At 37.1% G+C, this 18060-nt stretch carries 20 protein-coding genes and 1 tRNA gene; 7 read left to right on the top strand and 14 right to left on the bottom strand.

Annotated elements, in window-relative coordinates; genetic code table 11:
• Positions 1 to 103: 103 nt before the first annotated feature.
• A complete protein-coding gene (rimO, locus tag LGB01_02710) occupies positions 104 to 1420 on the top strand; it encodes a 30S ribosomal protein S12 methylthiotransferase RimO (GenBank protein MCB4753127.1) in 1317 nt (438 codons plus the stop codon).
• On the top strand, positions 1417 to 2397 hold the full coding sequence (gene tilS / locus LGB01_02705; protein MCB4753126.1) for a tRNA lysidine(34) synthetase TilS: 981 nt from the start codon (positions 1417 to 1419) through the stop codon (positions 2395 to 2397). The genes rimO and tilS overlap by 4 nt, the downstream gene beginning before the upstream one ends.
• Before the next feature lie 12 nt (positions 2398 to 2409).
• Here the strand turns inward: tilS and LGB01_02700 are convergent, their stop codons facing one another.
• From LGB01_02700 to LGB01_02685, 4 genes are all read right to left on the bottom strand, one after another.
• Entirely contained in the window at positions 2410 to 3264 is an 855-nt protein-coding gene (locus LGB01_02700) for a tyrosine-type recombinase/integrase (protein MCB4753125.1), read from the bottom strand.
• On the bottom strand, positions 3264 to 3884 hold the full coding sequence (locus LGB01_02695; protein MCB4753124.1) for a lysophospholipid acyltransferase family protein: 621 nt from the start codon (positions 3882 to 3884) through the stop codon (positions 3264 to 3266). Before LGB01_02695 ends, LGB01_02700 begins: the two co-directional genes overlap by 1 nt.
• Positions 3881 to 5185 (bottom strand): tRNA (N6-isopentenyl adenosine(37)-C2)-methylthiotransferase MiaB, encoded by a 1305-nt coding sequence (gene miaB, locus LGB01_02690; GenBank protein ID MCB4753123.1) that lies wholly within the window; start codon positions 5183 to 5185, stop codon positions 3881 to 3883. Before miaB ends, LGB01_02695 begins: the two co-directional genes overlap by 4 nt.
• Before the next feature lie 97 nt (positions 5186 to 5282).
• The gene (locus tag LGB01_02685; protein MCB4753122.1) at positions 5283 to 5522 is read right to left on the bottom strand and encodes a hypothetical protein; all 240 of its coding nucleotides are present in this window, start codon (positions 5520 to 5522) and stop codon (positions 5283 to 5285) included.
• 190 nt (positions 5523 to 5712) lie between these two features.
• On the opposite strand from LGB01_02685, the gene nusA reads away from it, so the two are divergent.
• Entirely contained in the window at positions 5713 to 6846 is a 1134-nt protein-coding gene (gene nusA, locus LGB01_02680) for a transcription termination factor NusA (GenBank protein ID MCB4753121.1), read from the top strand.
• Positions 6847 to 6903: 57 nt separating this feature from the next.
• Here the strand turns inward: nusA and LGB01_02675 are convergent, their stop codons facing one another.
• Genes LGB01_02675 through gap form a run of 3 tightly spaced genes read right to left on the bottom strand, consistent with a single transcriptional unit; the run spans position 6904 to position 9802 of the window.
• The gene (locus tag LGB01_02675; protein ID MCB4753120.1) at positions 6904 to 7593 is read right to left on the bottom strand and encodes a triose-phosphate isomerase; all 690 of its coding nucleotides are present in this window, start codon (positions 7591 to 7593) and stop codon (positions 6904 to 6906) included.
• A 1-nt stretch (position 7594) separates the two neighbouring features.
• Positions 7595 to 8791 (bottom strand): phosphoglycerate kinase, encoded by a 1197-nt coding sequence (locus tag LGB01_02670; GenBank protein MCB4753119.1) that lies wholly within the window; start codon positions 8789 to 8791, stop codon positions 7595 to 7597.
• 15 nt (positions 8792 to 8806) lie between these two features.
• Entirely contained in the window at positions 8807 to 9802 is a 996-nt protein-coding gene (gap, locus tag LGB01_02665; protein MCB4753118.1) for a type I glyceraldehyde-3-phosphate dehydrogenase, read from the bottom strand.
• 123 nt (positions 9803 to 9925) lie between these two features.
• On the opposite strand from gap, the gene nadD reads away from it, so the two are divergent.
• Both nadD and rsfS read left to right on the top strand, forming a co-directional pair.
• Entirely contained in the window at positions 9926 to 10501 is a 576-nt protein-coding gene (gene nadD / locus LGB01_02660) for a nicotinate (nicotinamide) nucleotide adenylyltransferase (protein ID MCB4753117.1), read from the top strand.
• A complete protein-coding gene (gene rsfS, locus LGB01_02655) occupies positions 10491 to 10838 on the top strand; it encodes a ribosome silencing factor (protein MCB4753116.1) in 348 nt (115 codons plus the stop codon). Before nadD ends, rsfS begins: the two co-directional genes overlap by 11 nt.
• Before the next feature lie 14 nt (positions 10839 to 10852).
• On the opposite strand, the gene argS is transcribed toward rsfS, so the two are convergent.
• Positions 10853 to 12550 (bottom strand): arginine--tRNA ligase, encoded by a 1698-nt coding sequence (gene argS / locus LGB01_02650; protein ID MCB4753115.1) that lies wholly within the window; start codon positions 12548 to 12550, stop codon positions 10853 to 10855.
• A gap of 50 nt (positions 12551 to 12600) precedes the next feature.
• Here argS and LGB01_02645 point away from each other — a divergent pair, with 50 nt between their 5' ends.
• Both LGB01_02645 and LGB01_02640 read left to right on the top strand, forming a co-directional pair.
• Entirely contained in the window at positions 12601 to 13062 is a 462-nt protein-coding gene (locus tag LGB01_02645) for a hypothetical protein (GenBank protein MCB4753114.1), read from the top strand.
• Between the two features lie 62 nt (positions 13063 to 13124).
• Entirely contained in the window at positions 13125 to 14963 is a 1839-nt protein-coding gene (locus LGB01_02640) for an endonuclease MutS2 (protein MCB4753113.1), read from the top strand.
• Here the strand turns inward: LGB01_02640 and LGB01_02635 are convergent.
• The 6 genes from LGB01_02635 to LGB01_02610 all read right to left on the bottom strand — a co-directional run bounded on the left by LGB01_02635 (position 14851) and on the right by LGB01_02610 (position 18049).
• A complete protein-coding gene (locus LGB01_02635) occupies positions 14851 to 15339 on the bottom strand; it encodes a hypothetical protein (GenBank protein MCB4753112.1) in 489 nt (162 codons plus the stop codon). The two genes, LGB01_02640 and LGB01_02635, sit on opposite strands and share 113 nt — an antisense overlap.
• Positions 15340 to 15404: 65 nt before the next feature.
• Positions 15405 to 15481, bottom strand: a tRNA-Arg gene (locus tag LGB01_02630).
• A gap of 51 nt (positions 15482 to 15532) precedes the next feature.
• Positions 15533 to 16234, bottom strand: a complete 702-nt coding sequence (locus LGB01_02625) for a uracil-DNA glycosylase (protein ID MCB4753111.1) — start codon at positions 16232 to 16234, stop codon at positions 15533 to 15535.
• The gene (locus LGB01_02620) at positions 16221 to 16532 is read right to left on the bottom strand and encodes a hypothetical protein (GenBank protein ID MCB4753110.1); all 312 of its coding nucleotides are present in this window, start codon (positions 16530 to 16532) and stop codon (positions 16221 to 16223) included. Before LGB01_02620 ends, LGB01_02625 begins: the two co-directional genes overlap by 14 nt.
• The gene (locus LGB01_02615) at positions 16533 to 17408 is read right to left on the bottom strand and encodes a 4-hydroxybenzoate polyprenyltransferase (GenBank protein ID MCB4753109.1); all 876 of its coding nucleotides are present in this window, start codon (positions 17406 to 17408) and stop codon (positions 16533 to 16535) included.
• 80 nt (positions 17409 to 17488) lie between these two features.
• Positions 17489 to 18049 carry a CDP-alcohol phosphatidyltransferase family protein gene (locus LGB01_02610; GenBank protein MCB4753108.1) on the bottom strand — a complete coding sequence of 187 codons (561 nt, stop codon included), beginning with the start codon at positions 18047 to 18049 and terminating at the stop codon, positions 17489 to 17491.
• Positions 18050 to 18060 lie beyond the last annotated feature (11 nt).

The following is an 18060-nucleotide window of genomic DNA, read 5'->3' as shown; positions in this document are numbered from 1 at the left end:
TATGAGAAGTGGTGTCGCTCTTATACTCTTTTTACCTCCTTTTTTTTAATGATTGTGTTATACTTTCACTCATTAAAGTATTTCATTACAACAGCGGGTAGCTATGTCAAAAAAATTACACCTTGTCAGTCTTGGTTGTACCAAAAACCTTGTTGACTCAGAAGTTATGCTTGGACGCCTTAAAGAGTATGATATTACTCATGACAATACTAATGCTGATGTAATTATTGTTAACACTTGTGGTTTCATTGATGCAGCAAAAGAAGAGAGTATTAACACCATTCTTAATCTACATAAGCAGCGAAAAAAAGATTCTATACTGGTCATGGCAGGCTGTCTTTCCGAGCGTTATAAAAAAGAACTTATGCAAGAACTCCCCGAGATTGATATCTTTACTGGTGTGGGCGACTATGAAAATATTGATACACTTATTGCCAAAAAACAAAGTACCTTTAGCCCAGAAGTCTATCTGGCAACAGAAGAGAGTGGTAGGGTTATCACAGGCTCTAACTACCACGCATATATCAAAATTTCCGAAGGGTGTAATCAGCAGTGCTCATTCTGTGCTATTCCAAGCTTCAAAGGAAAACTTCATTCCCGTTCTTTAGAGTCTATCATTAAAGAGGTGCATGTGCTTGCCAAAAAGGGTTTCTACGACTTCTCTTTTATCTCACAAGACAGCTCAAGCTACGGACGCGATATAGGCTTTAAAGATGGACTAAGAAGCCTTATAAAAGCAGTAGAAGAGATAGAAGAGGTGCGTAGTGCACGTATTCTCTACCTCTACCCTTCTACGACTACTTTTGAGCTCATTGATGATATTGCTAATTCAAAGGTCTTCCAAACCTACTATGATATGCCTATTCAGCATATTGATGAGCATGTACTTAAAACCATGAAGCGTGGTTTTGGAGAGGAAAAAACCATTGCCCTGCTCAACTATATGAAAAGTAAGTCTGGTGCTTTTTTAAGAACCTCAATCATTACTGGACACCCTGGAGAAAGTCAGGAAAGTTTTCAAAAACTTTGTAATTTTATAGAAAATTTTAATTTTGATCGATTTAATACTTTTACCTACTCCAATGAATCATCTACTATTGCCTATAAGATGGAACAGATCCCAAAAGAGCTTGCCGAAGAACGTACCACTACTCTTGGAGAGATTGCACAAATGTCTACCATTCAATCTCTTGAAAAGATGATAGGGAAAGAAATTGAACTGGTTATTGATGGAAAGAGTGATGAGCATGAGTTTCTTCTGTCTGCTAGACCTCTTCTTTGGGCTGTTGACATTGATGGTGAAATTCTTATCAATGATACAAATGACTTAAAAGTAGAGTATGGAAGGGTTTATAAGGCAAAAGTAACAGAGCGTGTTGGAATGCAACTGATAGCAACACTCAAAACAAGATTACCATGACACTTAATTGTCCAACAATAACTACTTATTGCTCACAAAAACGAAACTTATTGGCTTTTTCTGCTGGTATCGACTCTTCTGCACTCTTTTTTCTACTTCTAAAAAATAGTATCTGCTTCGATATTGCCATTGTTGATTACGGTATACGAACACAAAGCAAGGAGGAGATCATGCATGCTAAAACCTTAGCAGACAAATACAACCTCACCTGTCATACCATAAAGGCACCTCTATTTCAAAGCCATTTTGAGTTCAATGCCCGTAAGTTTCGCTATCATTTTTTTGAGAAGCTCATTGCCAAATATCACTACGATAACCTGTTAACTGCCCATCAACTCAATGACCATCTTGAATGGATGTTGATGCGGCTAACAAAAGGTGCAGGGCTTTCTGAGCTGGTTGGACTTGAAGCAGTGAGCCAAAGAGAAGGTTATACTCTTATTCATCCACTTCTTTCCTACACAAAGACAGAACTTATTGCCTATCTTGAATCAAATAGATACCCTTACTTTACTGATGAAAGCAATATGAACGAGCAGTATGAACGTAACTATTTTAGAAAACACTTTTCTGATCCACTCATATCACAATATGCCGAAGGTATCAAGCGTAGTTTTAATTACCTCAAGAAGGACAAGGTACTACTTGAAAAAAATTTTGAGACAATCTACCAAGCCAAAGAGTTACGAATACTCAAGGTATATAATCTACAATTTAAAAGCAAGGTAGCTGATATCACACTTAAACAGCTTGGCTATGTACTTTCATCTTCCCAACGTAGAGAAATTGAAAGAGAAAAAAGTTTAGTTATTGGAGGGAAGTGGGTAATTGAGCTAGCAGATAATCTTCTTTATATTGCTCCCTATCTAAAGAAAAATATGCCTAAAGTATTTAAAGAGATGTGTAGGATCAAAAAAATACCTGTAAAAATTCGACCCTATCTCTACTATGAAAAAATTAATATGGATAACTTATAGGCAGTAACTTTTTTATTTATTGTTTGATAAATACTTAATATGTGCTAGTGGGTGTGCTTTCATGTACTCTTGCATCTTCTTTACACTTCCTAACTTAGTATATACTTGTGTGGTTGCCATTGTCTCATGCCCAAGCAACTCACTCACATCAGCAATACGTGCACCATGATTAAGCAAATGGGTAGCAAAAGAGTGACGCAGTTGATGTGGAGTAGCTTTAATGCCAGACGCTTTAAAAAGTTTAGTTAATTTATAGCGTAGTTGTGCGCTACTCATTGGGATATCACCCTTCTCAAAAAGATATTTTTTTGGCTTAGTGTACATGAAATAGGTTTGTAGCAACTCTTGCAATGAATCTAATAGCGGGAGTTGCCGCATCTTGTTTCCTTTGCCGTGTATTTCAATCCATTCTCCGCGTATATCATTGAGTTTTAGTCCACTCAGTTCAGAGATACGCAATCCAAGCCCATAAAGCATGGAAATCAATAGCTTCTCTTCAATTGTTGATTTTTCTAATACCTCATCAATATACTGCTCTTCGATCGGCTTTGGAAGACTTTGGGGAACCTTAATAGACTCATCGGAGATTACTTTAATTTTTAAATGACACTGCTCTTCAAGGTACTTTATCATCGAATGAATGGCAGAGAGTTTTTTAACTATAGTTTTTTTACTATTCTTAATAATTTTGAAGCGAAAAGGTGTAATATCAAGCACCCAAACCTCATCTTCCCTATAAAGATAACTTACTTTTACCATCTGTCGAAGTGCAATCTCATAGGTCTCTACAGTTGCTTCAGAATAGCCGCGTATATTAAGAAGATAATCAAAAAAGGATGTAATATATTGATTGAGTGCCTCATTCATTAAATGACCGTATGCTCCATCATTCTTCTACGTAGGTATTCTCGTGCCTCTTCAATTTCCATTTTATCTATTGAAATAATTTTTAGATAAAAATCAATTGTTGTAAAAGGTTTTGGTATTACAAAATGATCCCAACTATTAAGTTTCCAATAAGATTTTGGAAGATAATTTATTGTCATCACTGGAACCTTGGCTTTATGTGCCAGTGCTATGGCACCATTACTCATGATATGCCTTGGACCACGTGGGCCATCAGGGGTAATCAATAGATCATCCTTTTTTTTCAGTTTCCGAAAAGCTTTAAGTAAAACCTGCTTGGCTCCATAACTACTTGAACCTCTAAGTGGCTTAATACCAAATATCTGAAAGGTACGAGCTACAATCTCTCCATCAAAGTGTTTTGAGACAATTCCTGATGCTCCCTGATTTTTATGGTAAAGTCTATATACCTGTGGCGACATCAATAGTTCACCATGCCAACAAATAACAATATGTTGTGTTTGTGTCATTTCACCTTCAATATGAAAACGCTTTTTACATGTATACCAGTAAAAACGCATTAAACCATAACCAAATAGAGGCAACAAATATTTTCCTAAAGCCCTAAAAAAAAATTTCATACTGATAAAACTACTCCATCAAGTGCACCACGTGAAGCCTTGGTAATCTTCACATCAATAATCTTACCAAGCAACTCTTCACTACCCTCACTAAAGACAAGCTTGCCATCATCACTGCGTCCAGCAATATAATTATTGGGTTTAAGCTCATCAAAGTAAACACTGTGTACTTTTCCTACCTGTGCATCCATTACCTTATCAAGGATCTTCGTATGGCACGCCTGCAGGTACGTTAAGCGTTCTCCTGCTATCTTATCATCTACTTGATCTGGATACCCTGCTGCTTCTGTGTGAGGTCTTGGAGAGTATTTAAAAGAGAAAAGCTGCTCAAAACATACCTGTTCAAGTACATCCATTGTATCTTCAAAATCTGCTTTACTCTCTCCAGGAAACCCAACAATAATATCAGTTGAGATAGTTGCCTCAGGACAGAGTGTACGTATCCTTTCACAACGATTTAGAAACCACTCCTTAGTATAGCCACGTTTCATTTTTTTCAGTAGTTTGGTTGATCCACTCTGTAACGGTACGTGTATCTGTTTACATATCTTTGGATTGGAAGCAAACTCTTCTAAAAAGGTATCATCCATATGAAGTGGGTGAGGTGAGGTGAAACGTATACGTTCCAACCCCCTTATAGTAGAAATTTTCTGTAAAAGTCCAGTAAAGTTAATTTGCTCCTTACTACTACCAAAATATCTACCATAATTATTAACATTCTGCCCCAACAACATCACCTCTTTGGCACCACCATTGACTGCTTTGGTAATCTCCTGCATAAGAAGATTGCTAGGAATACTAATTTCATCACCTCGTGTAGCAGGCACAATACAAAACGTACATGATTTATCACAACCAATTGAAATATTAACCATTGCCTTAAAGCGATTGGTTCGATATTCACTAAACGCATAGGTACTTTCATCATAATCTGTGTTTATCTCTACTGTATGCTTTTGATTTACCACCTGCGTAATCTTAGAAACATTTCTTGCCCCAAGAACAAAGTCAACCACAGGGGCTCGTTTAATAATCTCTTTACCCAGATGACTTGCTGTACATCCAGCAACACCAATCTTTGCCCCCTCTTTTTTCTTTTTATTAAAAACCCCTATTTCAGAAAAGAGTTTAGCTACAGGTTTTTCGCGCACAGAGCAGGTATTGATAATAATTAAATCTGCTTCAGAAACTTCTTGAGTTAATTTATACTGTTCCTTGGTGCTCAATTCTGCAATCATATGTTCAGTATCGCGTACGTTCATCGCACATCCAAGTGTTTCAATAAATAATTTTTTACTCATATTTTTGACTCATTTTATAGTTATAGATTTAAGAAAGAGATATACAGAATAATGGAGGGGGAAGCAGTACTACATATCAGTGCAAGCAATCTTCAGACTAGACAATGATGTGTACTTCGTAGATATACTCATTATCATCTAGACCATATTTCACTTCCCTCATATAAACAGAGCAACCCTTCTCTTCAAAATATTCAATTAATACTTTAAGCTCTTTATGAGAATTATCTTTATCAAAATAAAAAATAGACCTGTTTGCTAGCTCCTCTTCCAATTTTTTTAGCTCTATGGTCTTTGGTTTTGCTTTTAAAGTGGTTCTAGCCAATTTCAATTTCATCTCTTCTTCCTTTGAATTTGCCCACTGTCTTGGGTACTCTTACTAGTTGGTTTGATTATACTTCATTTTCAGTAAAGGTTTGATTAGATATAATCTTCCACTTCAAAAAACAAGCCCTCCTAGACGTTCTTAACACTGTTATGTTACCTCTTGTAGCGGTAAATTCATTTTAATAGTAAGGAAACTACATATGGAAAAAATATTAGATATTATCGAAGCAATTGCACATGAAAAAAATATCTCCAGAGAGAATACACTCGAAGCATTTAAAGATGCTCTTATAAATACAGCAAAAAAATTAACAACCCCTTCAAGTGCATTTGAAATTATAATTGATAATGATATTAAGACATATAATATAAACAAGGTTATCACTGTTGTTCTAGATAATGATGAAAAACTTGAAGAGGAGCCTGATGCATATATCTCTTTGAGTGAAGCCAAAGGGTTTGATAATTCCATTGAGGTTGGTGATCAACTCAAGGAAGAGTTCATACTTGAAGATCATGGTCGTACTGCATCAGCAAATCTCTTTAAAGAGCTTGAATATCATGTTCAACGGCGAGTTGAACAAGACCTTTTTGAGAAGTACAGAGAAAAGGTTGGAACAGTCATGCTTGGAACTGTTAATCGTATTGATACTGATGACAATACGCATATAGAAATTGGTGAACTCAAGGGGATCCTAACTCGAAGAAATCGTATTAAAGGGGAGAGTTTTAAGCGGGGAGATACCATCAGAACGCTACTACGGTATGTCAGTGTCGATCCACAATATGGTCTCTTTCTTGAATTGACACGCACATCACCAAAGTTTCTTGAAGCATTAATGGCAAGCGAAGTACCAGAAATTTCTGATGGTGCAGTTGAGATTGTTGCCGCAGCACGTATTCCTGGTGAGAGAGCAAAAATTACACTTAAAACAGATCAAATGAACATTGATCCCATTGGTGCAGCTGTTGGAGTGAAAGGTGTGCGTATCAATGCTGTCAGTGCAGAACTTAATGGTGAAAATATTGACTGTATTGAATACTCACCAATTCCCGAAATTTTCATTACAAGAGCACTTTCTCCTGCAATTACACAAAGTGTCAAAATAGATCAAGAAGAGAAAAAAGCCATTATCGATATTACTGGAGATCAAAAAGCTAAAGCAATTGGGAAAAGTGGTATCAATATCCGTCTAGCCTCTATGTTAACAGGTTATGATATTCAACTCAATGAGATAGAAGGGGTTACAGAAAGACAAGCAGATAGTTCATCTGATACACCAGAGACAACCAAAACAACAGATACTTCTGCACTAGAGAATCTCTTTAGGTAATTGTAGATAAAATAGTTTTAGATACACTCTAAATAAAAGCTTTATTCCTGTTTATTACTAGGAAAAAATGATTTCAGAAAAGCTTTTTGTATCTAGTGATGCACTCCCTACCAAAACACCATCTACACCCTCTAGTGTAATAATCTCTTTAATGTTGGAAGGCTTTACGGAACCACCATAAAGCAGTGGCCTATTCATATTAGTTTTAAGTATTGCATGGGTAGAAGCAATCTCTTCTGTTGTAGCTGAACGACCTGTACCAATTGCCCAAATTGGCTCATAGGCGACAATAGTCTTTTTATAGGAGAGGTCAATTCCTTCAAATTGTGCAAGCAGATACTTTGTTACAGCCTCTTCGCCTAACTCACGTACCTCGAGAGGTTCGCCAATACAGTAGATAATTTCAAAACCCTGCTCCATAAAGAAGTGATATTTTTCAGCCACTCTCTTCTGGTTTTCAAGCATATACTCACGTCGCTCACTGTGTCCAATAAGAATAGTTCTGATATCAAACTCTTCAAGCTGTTCAAGACCTATCTCTCCAGTAAAAGCACCATTTCGTGTTGGGTAAGCATTCTGTACTCCAATAGTGAAGTCTCCCTCATACTTATCCAATGCTGTCGTAGGGGGGAAGATGAAAATACGATCTTCTACTTTTTTATTTACCAGCTTTAGGGCAAGAGATTGAAGATAGTTTTGAGTACTTTGTCGTGTATGGTATGTTTTAAAGTTTGCAGCAAAAATCATACTAATCTATTCCCAAGGCTATCAACCCTGGAAGCTCCTCGCCTTCGATCAACTTTAAACTTGCACCACCCCCAGTACTAACAAATGTCATCTCATCAACATCACCAGCACGTTGCGCTACATCTGCCGTATCACCACCACCAACAATAGTTGTTGCATGTGTTTCAGCAATATGGTGAGACATCATAATACTTCCTTTAGAAAATTTATCCATCTCATAGACGCCCATTGGTCCATTCCAAATAATTGTCTGTGCATCATTGAGTACTTCCCTAAAAAGCCTTGAAGATGCTGGACCAGTATCAAGTCCCATCCAGCCTGAAGGTATCTCCTGTGAAGGCAGATATTTAACTGCTGTATTCTCAGAGAATTCTGGAGCAACCACAAAATCAACAGGCAAATAGAATTTTGTCCCTTGCTCATGTGCCTTCTCCATAATTTTAGTTGCCTCATTGAGTAAATTATCTTCAACAAGTGATTGTCCTATCTCGTACCCTTTTGCCTTTAAGAAAGTAAATGCCATTCCTCCACCAATAATTACTTTATCTACCTTATCAAGTAGTTTATTTAATGCTTCCAGCTTTCCAGAGACCTTTGAGCCTCCCACTACAGCCACAAAAGGACGTACAGGGTTTTCAAGTACTTTTGAGAAAAAGTTCACCTCCTTGCTCATCAAAAAACCTGCTGCCTTATGGTTCTTGTCAAAAAACTTGGCGATAGCATGAATAGAAGCATGTTTTCTATGGCAGGCACCAAATGCATCATTAATATATACATCGGCAAACGAAGCAAGTTTTTTAGCAAATATTTCACCATTTTTAGTCTCCTCTACTTCATAGCGGAGATTCTCTAACAATAAAATATCACCTGCTTCAAGCTTTGCTATTTTTGCTTTAGCATCGGGACCCACAACATCCTCTGCCATATAAAGCTCATTCTTAATCTTCAATAGGGTATGCAATCTCTTTGCAATAGGCTTAAGGGAGTATTTTTCTTCATACTTTTTTGGTTCTGGACGCTCATAATGTGACGCAAGAATAATCTTACAATCCCTATCAATACAATAACGTATTGTCTGAAGTGCTGCCCTAATACGCCTATCATCAGTAATATTTCCAAACTCATCCTTGGGGACATTGAAATCACATCGGATAAATACACGTTTGCCATCAATATTAATATCTTTAATTGTTTTCATCTATTTTATTATTCTCTACTTTTTACTAATTAATACAGCCATATCAACCAGACGACATGAGTAACCCCACTCATTGTCATACCATGAAAGTACTTTAACCATTTTCTCGCCAATCACTTGAATGGTATCAAGTGCAACAACTGTACTGAGCTCTTCTCCTACAAAATCCTGAGAAACACGGTATGACTCATCAATGCCAAGTATTCCCTTGTGCGAACCTTCACTTGCTATTTTAAAGGCTGTCTGTACAACCTCTTTGGTAACAGACTGCTTTAACTCTACTGTCAAATCAACCAATGAGACATCTGGTGTCGGAACACGGATTGCTTGCCCGTTCAGTTTGCCTTTTAAAGATGGTAACACTTTAGAAATTGCTTTTGCTGCACCAGTTGTTGTGGGCACAAGGTTGGTCGCTCCAGATCTTCCTTTACGTGGGTCTTTCTTGTGTTTTCCGTCAAGAATAGGCTGAGAAGAGGTATAGGAGTGAATTGTTGTCATAAGTCCATGCTCAATACCAAATGCATTATCAAGTACTTTTACTATAGGGGCTAGACCATTGGTCGTACAAGAGGCATTGGAAACAATAGATTCTCCAGCATAGCTATCAGCATTGGCTCCAATAACAAATGTGGGTGTATCATCCTTGGCTGGTGCAGAGAAAACTACTTTTTTAATACCATTCTCGAGATAAGGCTGTACACTCTCTTGTGTCAAAAATGCTCCGGTACACTCTAGTACAAGCTCAGCACCAAAGTCAGCAAAATTGAGTTTGACAGGATTGCGTTCAGAGAGTATCTTTGCCTTATCATTACCAATACATAAATACCCCCCTATAACCTTTATGCTCTTATACGCACCATGTACAGAATCATACTTGAGATTATATTCGATCATCTCCTCACTACCACTGGCATTGACCGCAACGAGTTCAATATCATCTCTATCTGCAATAATACGTGCTACACACCTACCAATACGACCTAGTCCATTTATTGCTACCTTTACCGCCATCATAATCCCTTCAATAACTCTTGTGGTGAGATATGCTAAAATATAGCTATTTAATACAGCTCCATAAAAAGAGTTCTGTCCACACCGAAAAGTGCGTAATTTTACAGTAAATGAGGTTAGCATTTGGTTAATAACACCAGACTCACAGTTGCCGTATTTGGAGGAAGTTTTGACCCACCCCACCAAGGACACCAGCAAATTGTCATAGAGGTACTCAAGCACCTTAATATTGATAAACTGATTATACTACCTACCTATTTAAACCCATTTAAATCCTCATCTCTTTCGGGTGCCTCACAGCGCTTCAAATGGTGCAAAGATCTCTTTAGCAATACTCCAAAAGTAATAGTTAGTGACTATGAAATAAAACAAAACAGAAGTGTTAAAACAGTAGAGAGTATCAAATATTTTCAAAAGTACTATAATGTCCAATATCTTATTATTGGCTCCGATAACCTATCGACAGTGACACAGTGGTATAATTTTAATTGGCTCAATAAAGAGATTACTTGGGTAGTTGTTACACGTCCTGGTTTTTCACTAATAACACAAATGCTTAATTCTTGGAAACTACTAACACTTAATATGCCTATAAGCTCTTCACAAATTAAAAAGAGTGGACAGACAGAATATATCGATAAGAAAATTGTTAGCTCAGTAAAATATATTTTAAAAGGACAAAGCTTAAATGATAACTGAAGAAAGAATTGACAATATTATAAAGATACTTGATGAAAAGAAAGCTGAAGAGATAGAAGTCTTCAACCTTGATGATGCAGATTATATTACAGACCGTGTGGTTATTGCAAACTCACTCAATCTTAAACATACTCGGGCACTTTTTGATCAACTTAAAGATATACTTAAGCCTAAAGGAGAAATATTTATACATGCGGATATAAGTGATGAGTGGATTGTTGCCGATCTTGGAGATATATTGATACACATTATGACACCTGAATACCGTCAACGTTATAACCTAGAGCAGTTTTTAGGTGAGTTAATAGAGAATCAGAAGAAGAGAAAAGAGGGCTGATATCTTAATCAATACTACAGCTTATCAACAACTTGTATACCCAAAATATCTAGACCCTGCTTAATAGTCTTGGCAGTCAATCCTGCCAACAGAAGCCGTGATTGCTTTATGTCTTCTTTGATCCCCTCTTTAAGTATAGGATTATGTTCATAAAAACGCATAAAAAGTGTTACAAGCTCATATAAGTATGTTGTAATCTGGCTAGGAGCAGTATCTTCTGCTGCCCTTAAAAGTATATCTTCAAAATGTAACAACATAACTGCTAAACGATGCTCAAGTATATCCGTTATAATAATCTTTCCTTTTGGCTTTTGTCCATATTTTCGAAAAATACTCTGAATACGGGCATAGGCATACTGCATATAGAGAGAGGTGTTCCCCTCAAAAGAGAGCATTTTGTCCCAATTAAAAATATAGTTTGACTCACGATTGATTGCCAAGTCAGCATACTTGACTGCTCCAATACCAATAATCTTTGCTGTATGTTCAAGCTCCTCTTGACTATAAGTATCTTTAGCTGTAATAGCTTCTTTTGCCCGCACTACTGCTTCATCAAGCAGGTCAATCAGTTTAATCGTACCACCATCACGTGTTTTAAATGGCTTACCGCTTTTATCCATCATGGTACCAAACGCAATATGCTCTAACCTAATACCTTCAGGCACAAACCCTGCCTCTTTTGCCACACGAAATATCTGTTTGAAATGCTCACTTTGACGAGCATCAACTACATAACTAATACGCATAGCACCAAGTGTATTGGCACGATAATAGAGTGCTGCAAGATCTGTTGTAGCATAAAGATAGCCACCATCACGTTTTTGCACAATAACTGGAACCTCATCTTCTTTGAGAAAAACACATTGCGCACCATCACTCTCTCTAAGTAGACCAGATTTATCAAGATTGGCTACTACTATTGCTAGCAATTCATTATAAAAACTTTCTGCCCGTACATTATCTCGAGTTAAATTAATATCAAGTTTTTTATATACCTCTTCACAGTGTCCAAGAGAGATATCAATAAACTTTTTCCAAAGTGTCAGGCAATGCGTGTCACCACTTTGTATCTTTACTACATATTTACGTGATTTATTAGCAAATTCAATATCAGTATCAAAACGTGTTTTAGCATCCTTGTAAAACTGTTCCAAATCCCTCAGGGTTCCATCACCATCCTCGCCTGTCTCTTCAAGATAAGCAATCAGCATTCCAAATTGTGTTCCCCAGTCACCAATATGGTTTTGGCGTATCACTTCATCGCCAAGGAAGTCCAGTAAATTAGAAAGTGTATCTCCAATGATGGTTGAGCGTAAGTGTCCCACATGCATCTGCTTTGCCATATTTGGACCAGAATAGTCTACTACCACTTTAATAGGAATCTCTCGTCTATTCACTCCTAAACGCTTATCTTTGTCAACTTTTTCACACTCACTTGCAATCCACTCATCATTCAACCATAAATTAATAAATCCTGGTCCCGCAATCTCTGCTTTACTTATTGCTCCTGAAAGATCAAGATTCTTTACAATAGATTGTGCAATCTGATATGGATTTTGCTTTAATGGCTTGGCAAGTGCCATTGCCCCATTAAACTGAAAATCTCCAAATTCTGGTTTAGTTGCCTCAGAAACAGAAATAGGAGTTATCTCAATACCTGCATTTTTAAAAGCAATATGTATAATTCTATTAACTTCTTCTTTTAATTTCATAGATATTCCATCAATCTGGTAGGGTAGTTATATCTGGATAAGTACATAAGTTGATATGCTACAAAGGGGTTAAAAAACGTTTTGATATTATCCAAAATCAGAAACAGATAGTAGTTATAGACGATTATGGACATCACCCCACCGAGATTAAAGCAACAATGCACTCTCTTCAGGTCTATAAAAAACTACAAGGTTTTCATACACTCAGTGTGATTTGGCAACCGCACAAGTACTCTCGTACGATCGATAATCTGCATGGCTTTGTTGAGTGTTTTGAGGGAGTAGATGAACTGGTTATTCTGCCCATATGGTCAGCAGGTGAACTATCGATAGATATTGATCTTAAGGGCGCATTTAGTCGCTATGAGTTACTCATGGCAGATACTGTTACCAGAGAGGATAGTGTGGTTAAGGTGCTTAAAGATGGCAAAGTGATACGCCAATATTCAGAAGGACTTGTAGCAGCATTTGGTGCAGGAGATGTCACCTATCAGATACGGGGCGAGATTTAAAGTATTATCTTTCATATAGCTAAAATAGATAGTTACATTTTCTCAAAATGAAAGGATAAAATGTGCCACAAGGGAACCAAGAAAAGCCAATCATACAAAAACTGGATTTAGAGGGTTATATTTTCCAGTTTAAACAGTTCCTTTCTCGAGACAAATCGGTTGCAATGGAAGGAGATATTAACCAACATTTTCGTTACATCAAGGCACTTTCGTCTGTTCAGTTTCCTGTTCCCCAAGAGATTCCCAATCTTGATAAAGAGCTCAATCTCATTAAAAAACAGGGGGTTTTGGCTCTAGAAGAGATTTATGCATTTGTAGTGATGATTGGTTACTTTAACCGCCTCAAGGCGTCAAGTCTGCCAGAGCCAGTAGGCAGCTGGATAGGTGAAATAGAAATTCCTGAAGCAATCATGGAGACATTGGGGTATTTTACCGATGAGGGGAAGATTAACCCAGAGCGCGATACAGAGCTAATGAGTTTAGAGCGTGCTATTAAGCATAATAAGGGGGAGATCAAGGAGACCCTTTATCGTCTGACGCACTCTACTAAACTTCGTGACTATTTGGTCGATACACAAGTACATTTTCATAGTGGAGAAGAGACTCTTTTGGTGCGTGGCGGGTTCAATCATGCACTTAAAGCAACGGTAGTAGGGCGATCATCTGGTGGCTTTTTTTATGTTATCCCCCAACATATTTCTCATCTTAAAGAGAAAGAGGCAGCACTCTTAAGTAGCCGTTCGGAACTGATTTGGCGCTACTGCAAGCAGATTTCTGAAATATTTCATCAATGGGAGCGCTTTCTCTCATTTATCAACAAAGCCTACGATCGATTTGACCATTATCAAGCAAGGGTTAGTTTTGCCCGTATGATGGAGTATGAGTTTATTCTACCAAGCAAAGGCAAGCAAGTTATCTTGCACAACTTTATTCACCCTGCTATTGAGAATCCTGTACCTGTTAGTATCGATATGTCCAAACCAATTTTTTTAATCACAGGGGTGAATGCCGGAGGAAAGACTATGCTGCTTAAATCAGTCCTCTCGGCAGTCTACATGAGTAAGTATCTACTGCCTTTTAAGTGTGATGCAACACGTACAAAAGTGGGGCACTACAAGAGTATTGAGGCTGTTATTGATGATCCGCAGTCGGTGAAGAATGACATCTCCACTTTTGCAGGGCGCATGCAGGAGTTTGCTAGACTTTTTACCAAGAGTGATGCCATTGTTGGGGTTGATGAAATTGAGCTTGGAACAGACTCGGATGAAGCGGCATCACTCTTTCGTGTGATGCTTGAGACATTAAAAAATCGTGGTATCAGTTTTGTAGTTACAACCCACCATAAACGTCTGGCCTCTTTGATGGCAAGTAGTGATGATGTAGAACTGGTTGCCGCACTCTATGATGAAGAGCAACGTGTACCTACCTATACTTTTTTGCAGGGGAGTATTGGGAAGAGTTATGCATTTGAGACAGCGCAGCGCTATGGGGTTCCTCCTGCCATTATACAGGAGGCAAAAAAAGTTTATGGTGAGGACAAAGAGAATCTCAATGATCTCATAGAGAGATCTACCTCTTTAGAGCGAGAAATGCGACAAAAGATTGGACAGGTAGACCATGAACTTAAAGCCATTGAAAAACAGAAGCAAAAGCTTCTTGATGAAGAAGCTTCCCTGAAAGAGCAACACCGAAAAACACTGGCAACACTGGAAAATCGTTATAATGCTGCGACCAAAAAGGCACGTGAAGTGCTTAAGGTCAAAGAGCTTGGTGAAGGGCATAGATTGCTCAACGAGGCACATAAGCGTAAACAGGTGAAGCTGGAAGAGGCAAAACTACAGGAGACTGAACCACTGAAAGTAGGAGACAACATTCTATATCCGGTGTATTCTCTGAAATAATCTCATTTAAATCTTCTACCTCAAGAAGTGCGAGCTCTTCTTCTGTTAAAGGAGTTTCTGTTTTAACTTGGTCTACAATAGCCTGTATTTGGGAAGGTAAAAAAGGTTTTTTAACTACAATATCAAACTTTTTAGCTACCTCTTCATCAGTATCATAACTCGACAGAAATACTAGCTTTCCAATATTGGCAATCTGGTCTAAAAATACTACTTGGTCATCATAAGAAGCATGATCAACAAATATAATATCATATGTATTTTCTGATGCTTCGGTTACATCCATTATCTCTTCAAAAACAATGGATTTATCGTTGTGTGTACAGAGTGAAATGAGGCGTGAAACTACAGGATTAGTATTGATCAAGAGAATATTCATATAATGCTCCAAAAAATTATTGATTGTATTATAGAATAAATATGATTAGTATTAGTTTGTTGGGGTGGTACACTCTACAGGATTCGAACCTGTGACCTTCGGTACCGCAAACCGATGCTCTATCCAGCTAAGCTAAGAGTGCATACAAAGTAGTACTGCGATATTTTGTGAGCGAATTGTAACCAAAAAAACTTTACTTTTCAAGTAGGTGCATGGGCCCAAAAAACATTTGTGCTTTTTTGTTGGCAATAAAGGTGTAATTATAAGGATGTTCCATCTCAATTGTTTCATATGTTTCTAGAGGTAGTAATTTTTTTAAAGTCTTAGCATGGTTACCAAAAAGAATAAGTTTAGGATTATTTTCTTTCATCTCTTTTAGAAGTGACTGCATAAAGGGTTGCCATGCTTTTATGTGCCTATTAGAACTCTTCTTATCAGTAAAGATCAATGCTGTATTGAGCAGTAAAATACCATTCTTTTCAAAATTTTTTCGTAGTTGCGTAATAGAGTCTATCAAGGTTAATTTGTCCAGAGCTGCTATGGCTGGTTGTGAGGTATCTGCTACACCAAGATCCCCTCTTGCCACCAGTGCCATCTTAATAAAATTACGTAAAGAAGTAGCACGGTTTACCTCTTTGCTTAATCCTTGTTCACTAAATAGTTTTTTAACTTTCTCATCGATAAAGGCATAACCTCCTGCACTTTCAGCCCTCGGATAGGGATCTTGTCCAAAAAGAATATATTTTACCTTATATCTGGGAAGTGTTTTAAAGGCATTAAAGTAATGCTCACAAGAAGGAAAGTATCCTTTATTTGACTCTAAAAAGTATCTATAGTCTTTATCTAGTTGCGCATAAGCATGCTGGAGTATATATTGCCAACTATGATATGGCATGCTCTTTTTTAATCCTATTGAATTTAATAATCATCTCTACTTTATCAAGTGGAAAGTTAAGTAGTTGAGCTATATCTTCAATACTATTGCCATCTTCAATAAGCTTGATAATATGCTTTGTTTCAGAAGCATTATGACTATATTCTATATCTATTTTTTTTGTATTCTTGCTACTCCCTACAGATTCCCTTAGAAGTATGTTCTCTTTAATTAGTTTACGATTCTCATCTGCTAATACTGACAAAGTAACCCCTAGTAGCATAAATAATCCAAGTGCAATTATACCTATTGTTTCCATTTACATCACCTCCAGTAAAATAAAAATTAAAAAGATAAATCCCAGATAACCATTGACGGTAAAAAAGGCTTTATCTATTTTTGTAAAATCTTTGTTGACAAGGTAGTGCTCGTATGTCAACATGACTGCCGCAAACACAACTGCAACTTGTGCCCATATGCCCAATCTGGCACCAAAAACGAACCATGACCAAAAAAATACTGCCAACAAATGAAATACTTTGGCAATACGCATTGTATTTTGTACTCCAAAATATGATGGGATAGAGTGCAAATGGTGCTTTTTGTCAAATTCTATATCTTGCAAAGAGTAGAGCAGGTCAAACCCAGAAACCCAAAACATCACCCCAATAGCAAGCCAAAGAGACCAAAGTGGAACTTGTCCACTTACTGCAATCACTCCTGCAATAGGTGCAAGACCTAGGCTGATGCCAAGTATTAGATGTGCCAATGCTGAAAAACGCTTAAAGAGGGGGTAAGCTGCTAGCACAACAAGTATGGGTAAAGTAAGTTTAAATGCAAGATCATTAATAAAATAGGCAATAGATATAAATACTATCGCATTAATAAGAATAAAAAAAAGCATCTGGGAAGCTGTGATGCGCCCATCAACAGAGGGCCTATTCTTTGTGCGTGGATTAAGTCTATCTATATCTCTATCAAGATATCGGTTAATACCCATTGCAAAGTTACGTGCAGTAATAGCTTCCAGTGTACCAAACAGCAATAGTTTCCAGCCAAACCATCCTGATCCAGTATCAAGGTAGGACCCTACTAACATTGCTATAAAAATGAATGGAAGCGAAAATATTGAATGTTTAAACATTACCAATTCAGAAAAATAATTTAATTTTTTGAGAAATATATTCTCTTTCAAGTTTTATCCTTCTGCTTTACTCTTTTGACCACACTTCAATACTCGTAAGTAATCAATATCACTACTCCAAGAGGAGGGTCTTATGGGTGGGGAATTTTTAAATTACTATTAAGTGATTCTGAAACTATCAATACTAGTATAGCAATAATATATCCACTCGTTAGTATATCATATGCTGTCAATAAATAGATAATCCATAGAAGAATTGCACCCAATGGTGTAGGGACTCCTTCAAAGTACTTTGAAACTTTTCCTGCATCAACCTTAAGATTAAACTCTACTAAACGCCTAAGACCAGAGATAATATACCAAATAAACACTAGTCCGAGTACAAACTCCTCTATTCCGCTGAGTGCCACATAATATCTTGTCGCATAAAAGAGCAAAAAAGCTGGCATTACCACAAAAGAAAGAAAATCTGCAAAACTATCAAGCTGTACGCCAAACTCAGTAGAGAGATTATACTTTCGTGCCATTTTACCGTCTGCAATATCTAAAATTCCAGCAATCCATGCCAATATAATTGCTAGAAAAAAGTTATTCTGTTGAATAAAGTACATTGCTATTACGCCACAGGCAATATTGCCAAAGGTAATAAGATTTGCAAAGTTAAAATGGTTATATTTTTCAAATAGATTCATATGTGTATTTT

Origin of the sequence: Sulfurovum sp. (assembly GCA_020525365.1) — a bacterium.
Lineage (GTDB): Bacteria > Campylobacterota > Campylobacteria > Campylobacterales > Sulfurovaceae > Sulfurovum.
Note: the sequence above shows the minus strand (reverse complement) of the source record. Positions and strands in the feature narration are given on the sequence as shown.

Excerpts from the sequence above, each read along its gene's own strand:
- rimO (MCB4753127.1), top strand. The coding sequence starts at position 104 with ATGTCAAAAAAATTACACCTTGTCAGTCTTGGTTGTACCAAAAACCTT.
- tilS (MCB4753126.1), top strand. The coding sequence starts at position 1,417 with ATGACACTTAATTGTCCAACAATAACTACTTATTGCTCACAAAAACGA.
- LGB01_02700 (MCB4753125.1), bottom strand. The coding sequence starts at position 3,264 with ATGAATGAGGCACTCAATCAATATATTACATCCTTTTTTGATTATCTT.
- LGB01_02695 (MCB4753124.1), bottom strand. The coding sequence starts at position 3,884 with ATGAAATTTTTTTTTAGGGCTTTAGGAAAATATTTGTTGCCTCTATTT.
- miaB (MCB4753123.1), bottom strand. The coding sequence starts at position 5,185 with ATGAGTAAAAAATTATTTATTGAAACACTTGGATGTGCGATGAACGTA.
- LGB01_02685 (MCB4753122.1), bottom strand. The coding sequence starts at position 5,522 with ATGAAATTGAAATTGGCTAGAACCACTTTAAAAGCAAAACCAAAGACC.
- nusA (MCB4753121.1), top strand. The coding sequence starts at position 5,713 with ATGGAAAAAATATTAGATATTATCGAAGCAATTGCACATGAAAAAAAT.
- LGB01_02675 (MCB4753120.1), bottom strand. The coding sequence starts at position 7,593 with ATGATTTTTGCTGCAAACTTTAAAACATACCATACACGACAAAGTACT.
- LGB01_02670 (MCB4753119.1), bottom strand. The coding sequence starts at position 8,791 with ATGAAAACAATTAAAGATATTAATATTGATGGCAAACGTGTATTTATC.
- gap (MCB4753118.1), bottom strand. The coding sequence starts at position 9,802 with ATGGCGGTAAAGGTAGCAATAAATGGACTAGGTCGTATTGGTAGGTGT.
- rsfS (MCB4753116.1), top strand. The coding sequence starts at position 10,491 with ATGATAACTGAAGAAAGAATTGACAATATTATAAAGATACTTGATGAA.
- argS (MCB4753115.1), bottom strand. The coding sequence starts at position 12,550 with ATGAAATTAAAAGAAGAAGTTAATAGAATTATACATATTGCTTTTAAA.
- LGB01_02635 (MCB4753112.1), bottom strand. The coding sequence starts at position 15,339 with ATGAATATTCTCTTGATCAATACTAATCCTGTAGTTTCACGCCTCATT.
- LGB01_02625 (MCB4753111.1), bottom strand. The coding sequence starts at position 16,234 with ATGCCATATCATAGTTGGCAATATATACTCCAGCATGCTTATGCGCAA.
- LGB01_02620 (MCB4753110.1), bottom strand. The coding sequence starts at position 16,532 with ATGGAAACAATAGGTATAATTGCACTTGGATTATTTATGCTACTAGGG.
- LGB01_02610 (MCB4753108.1), bottom strand. The coding sequence starts at position 18,049 with ATGAATCTATTTGAAAAATATAACCATTTTAACTTTGCAAATCTTATT.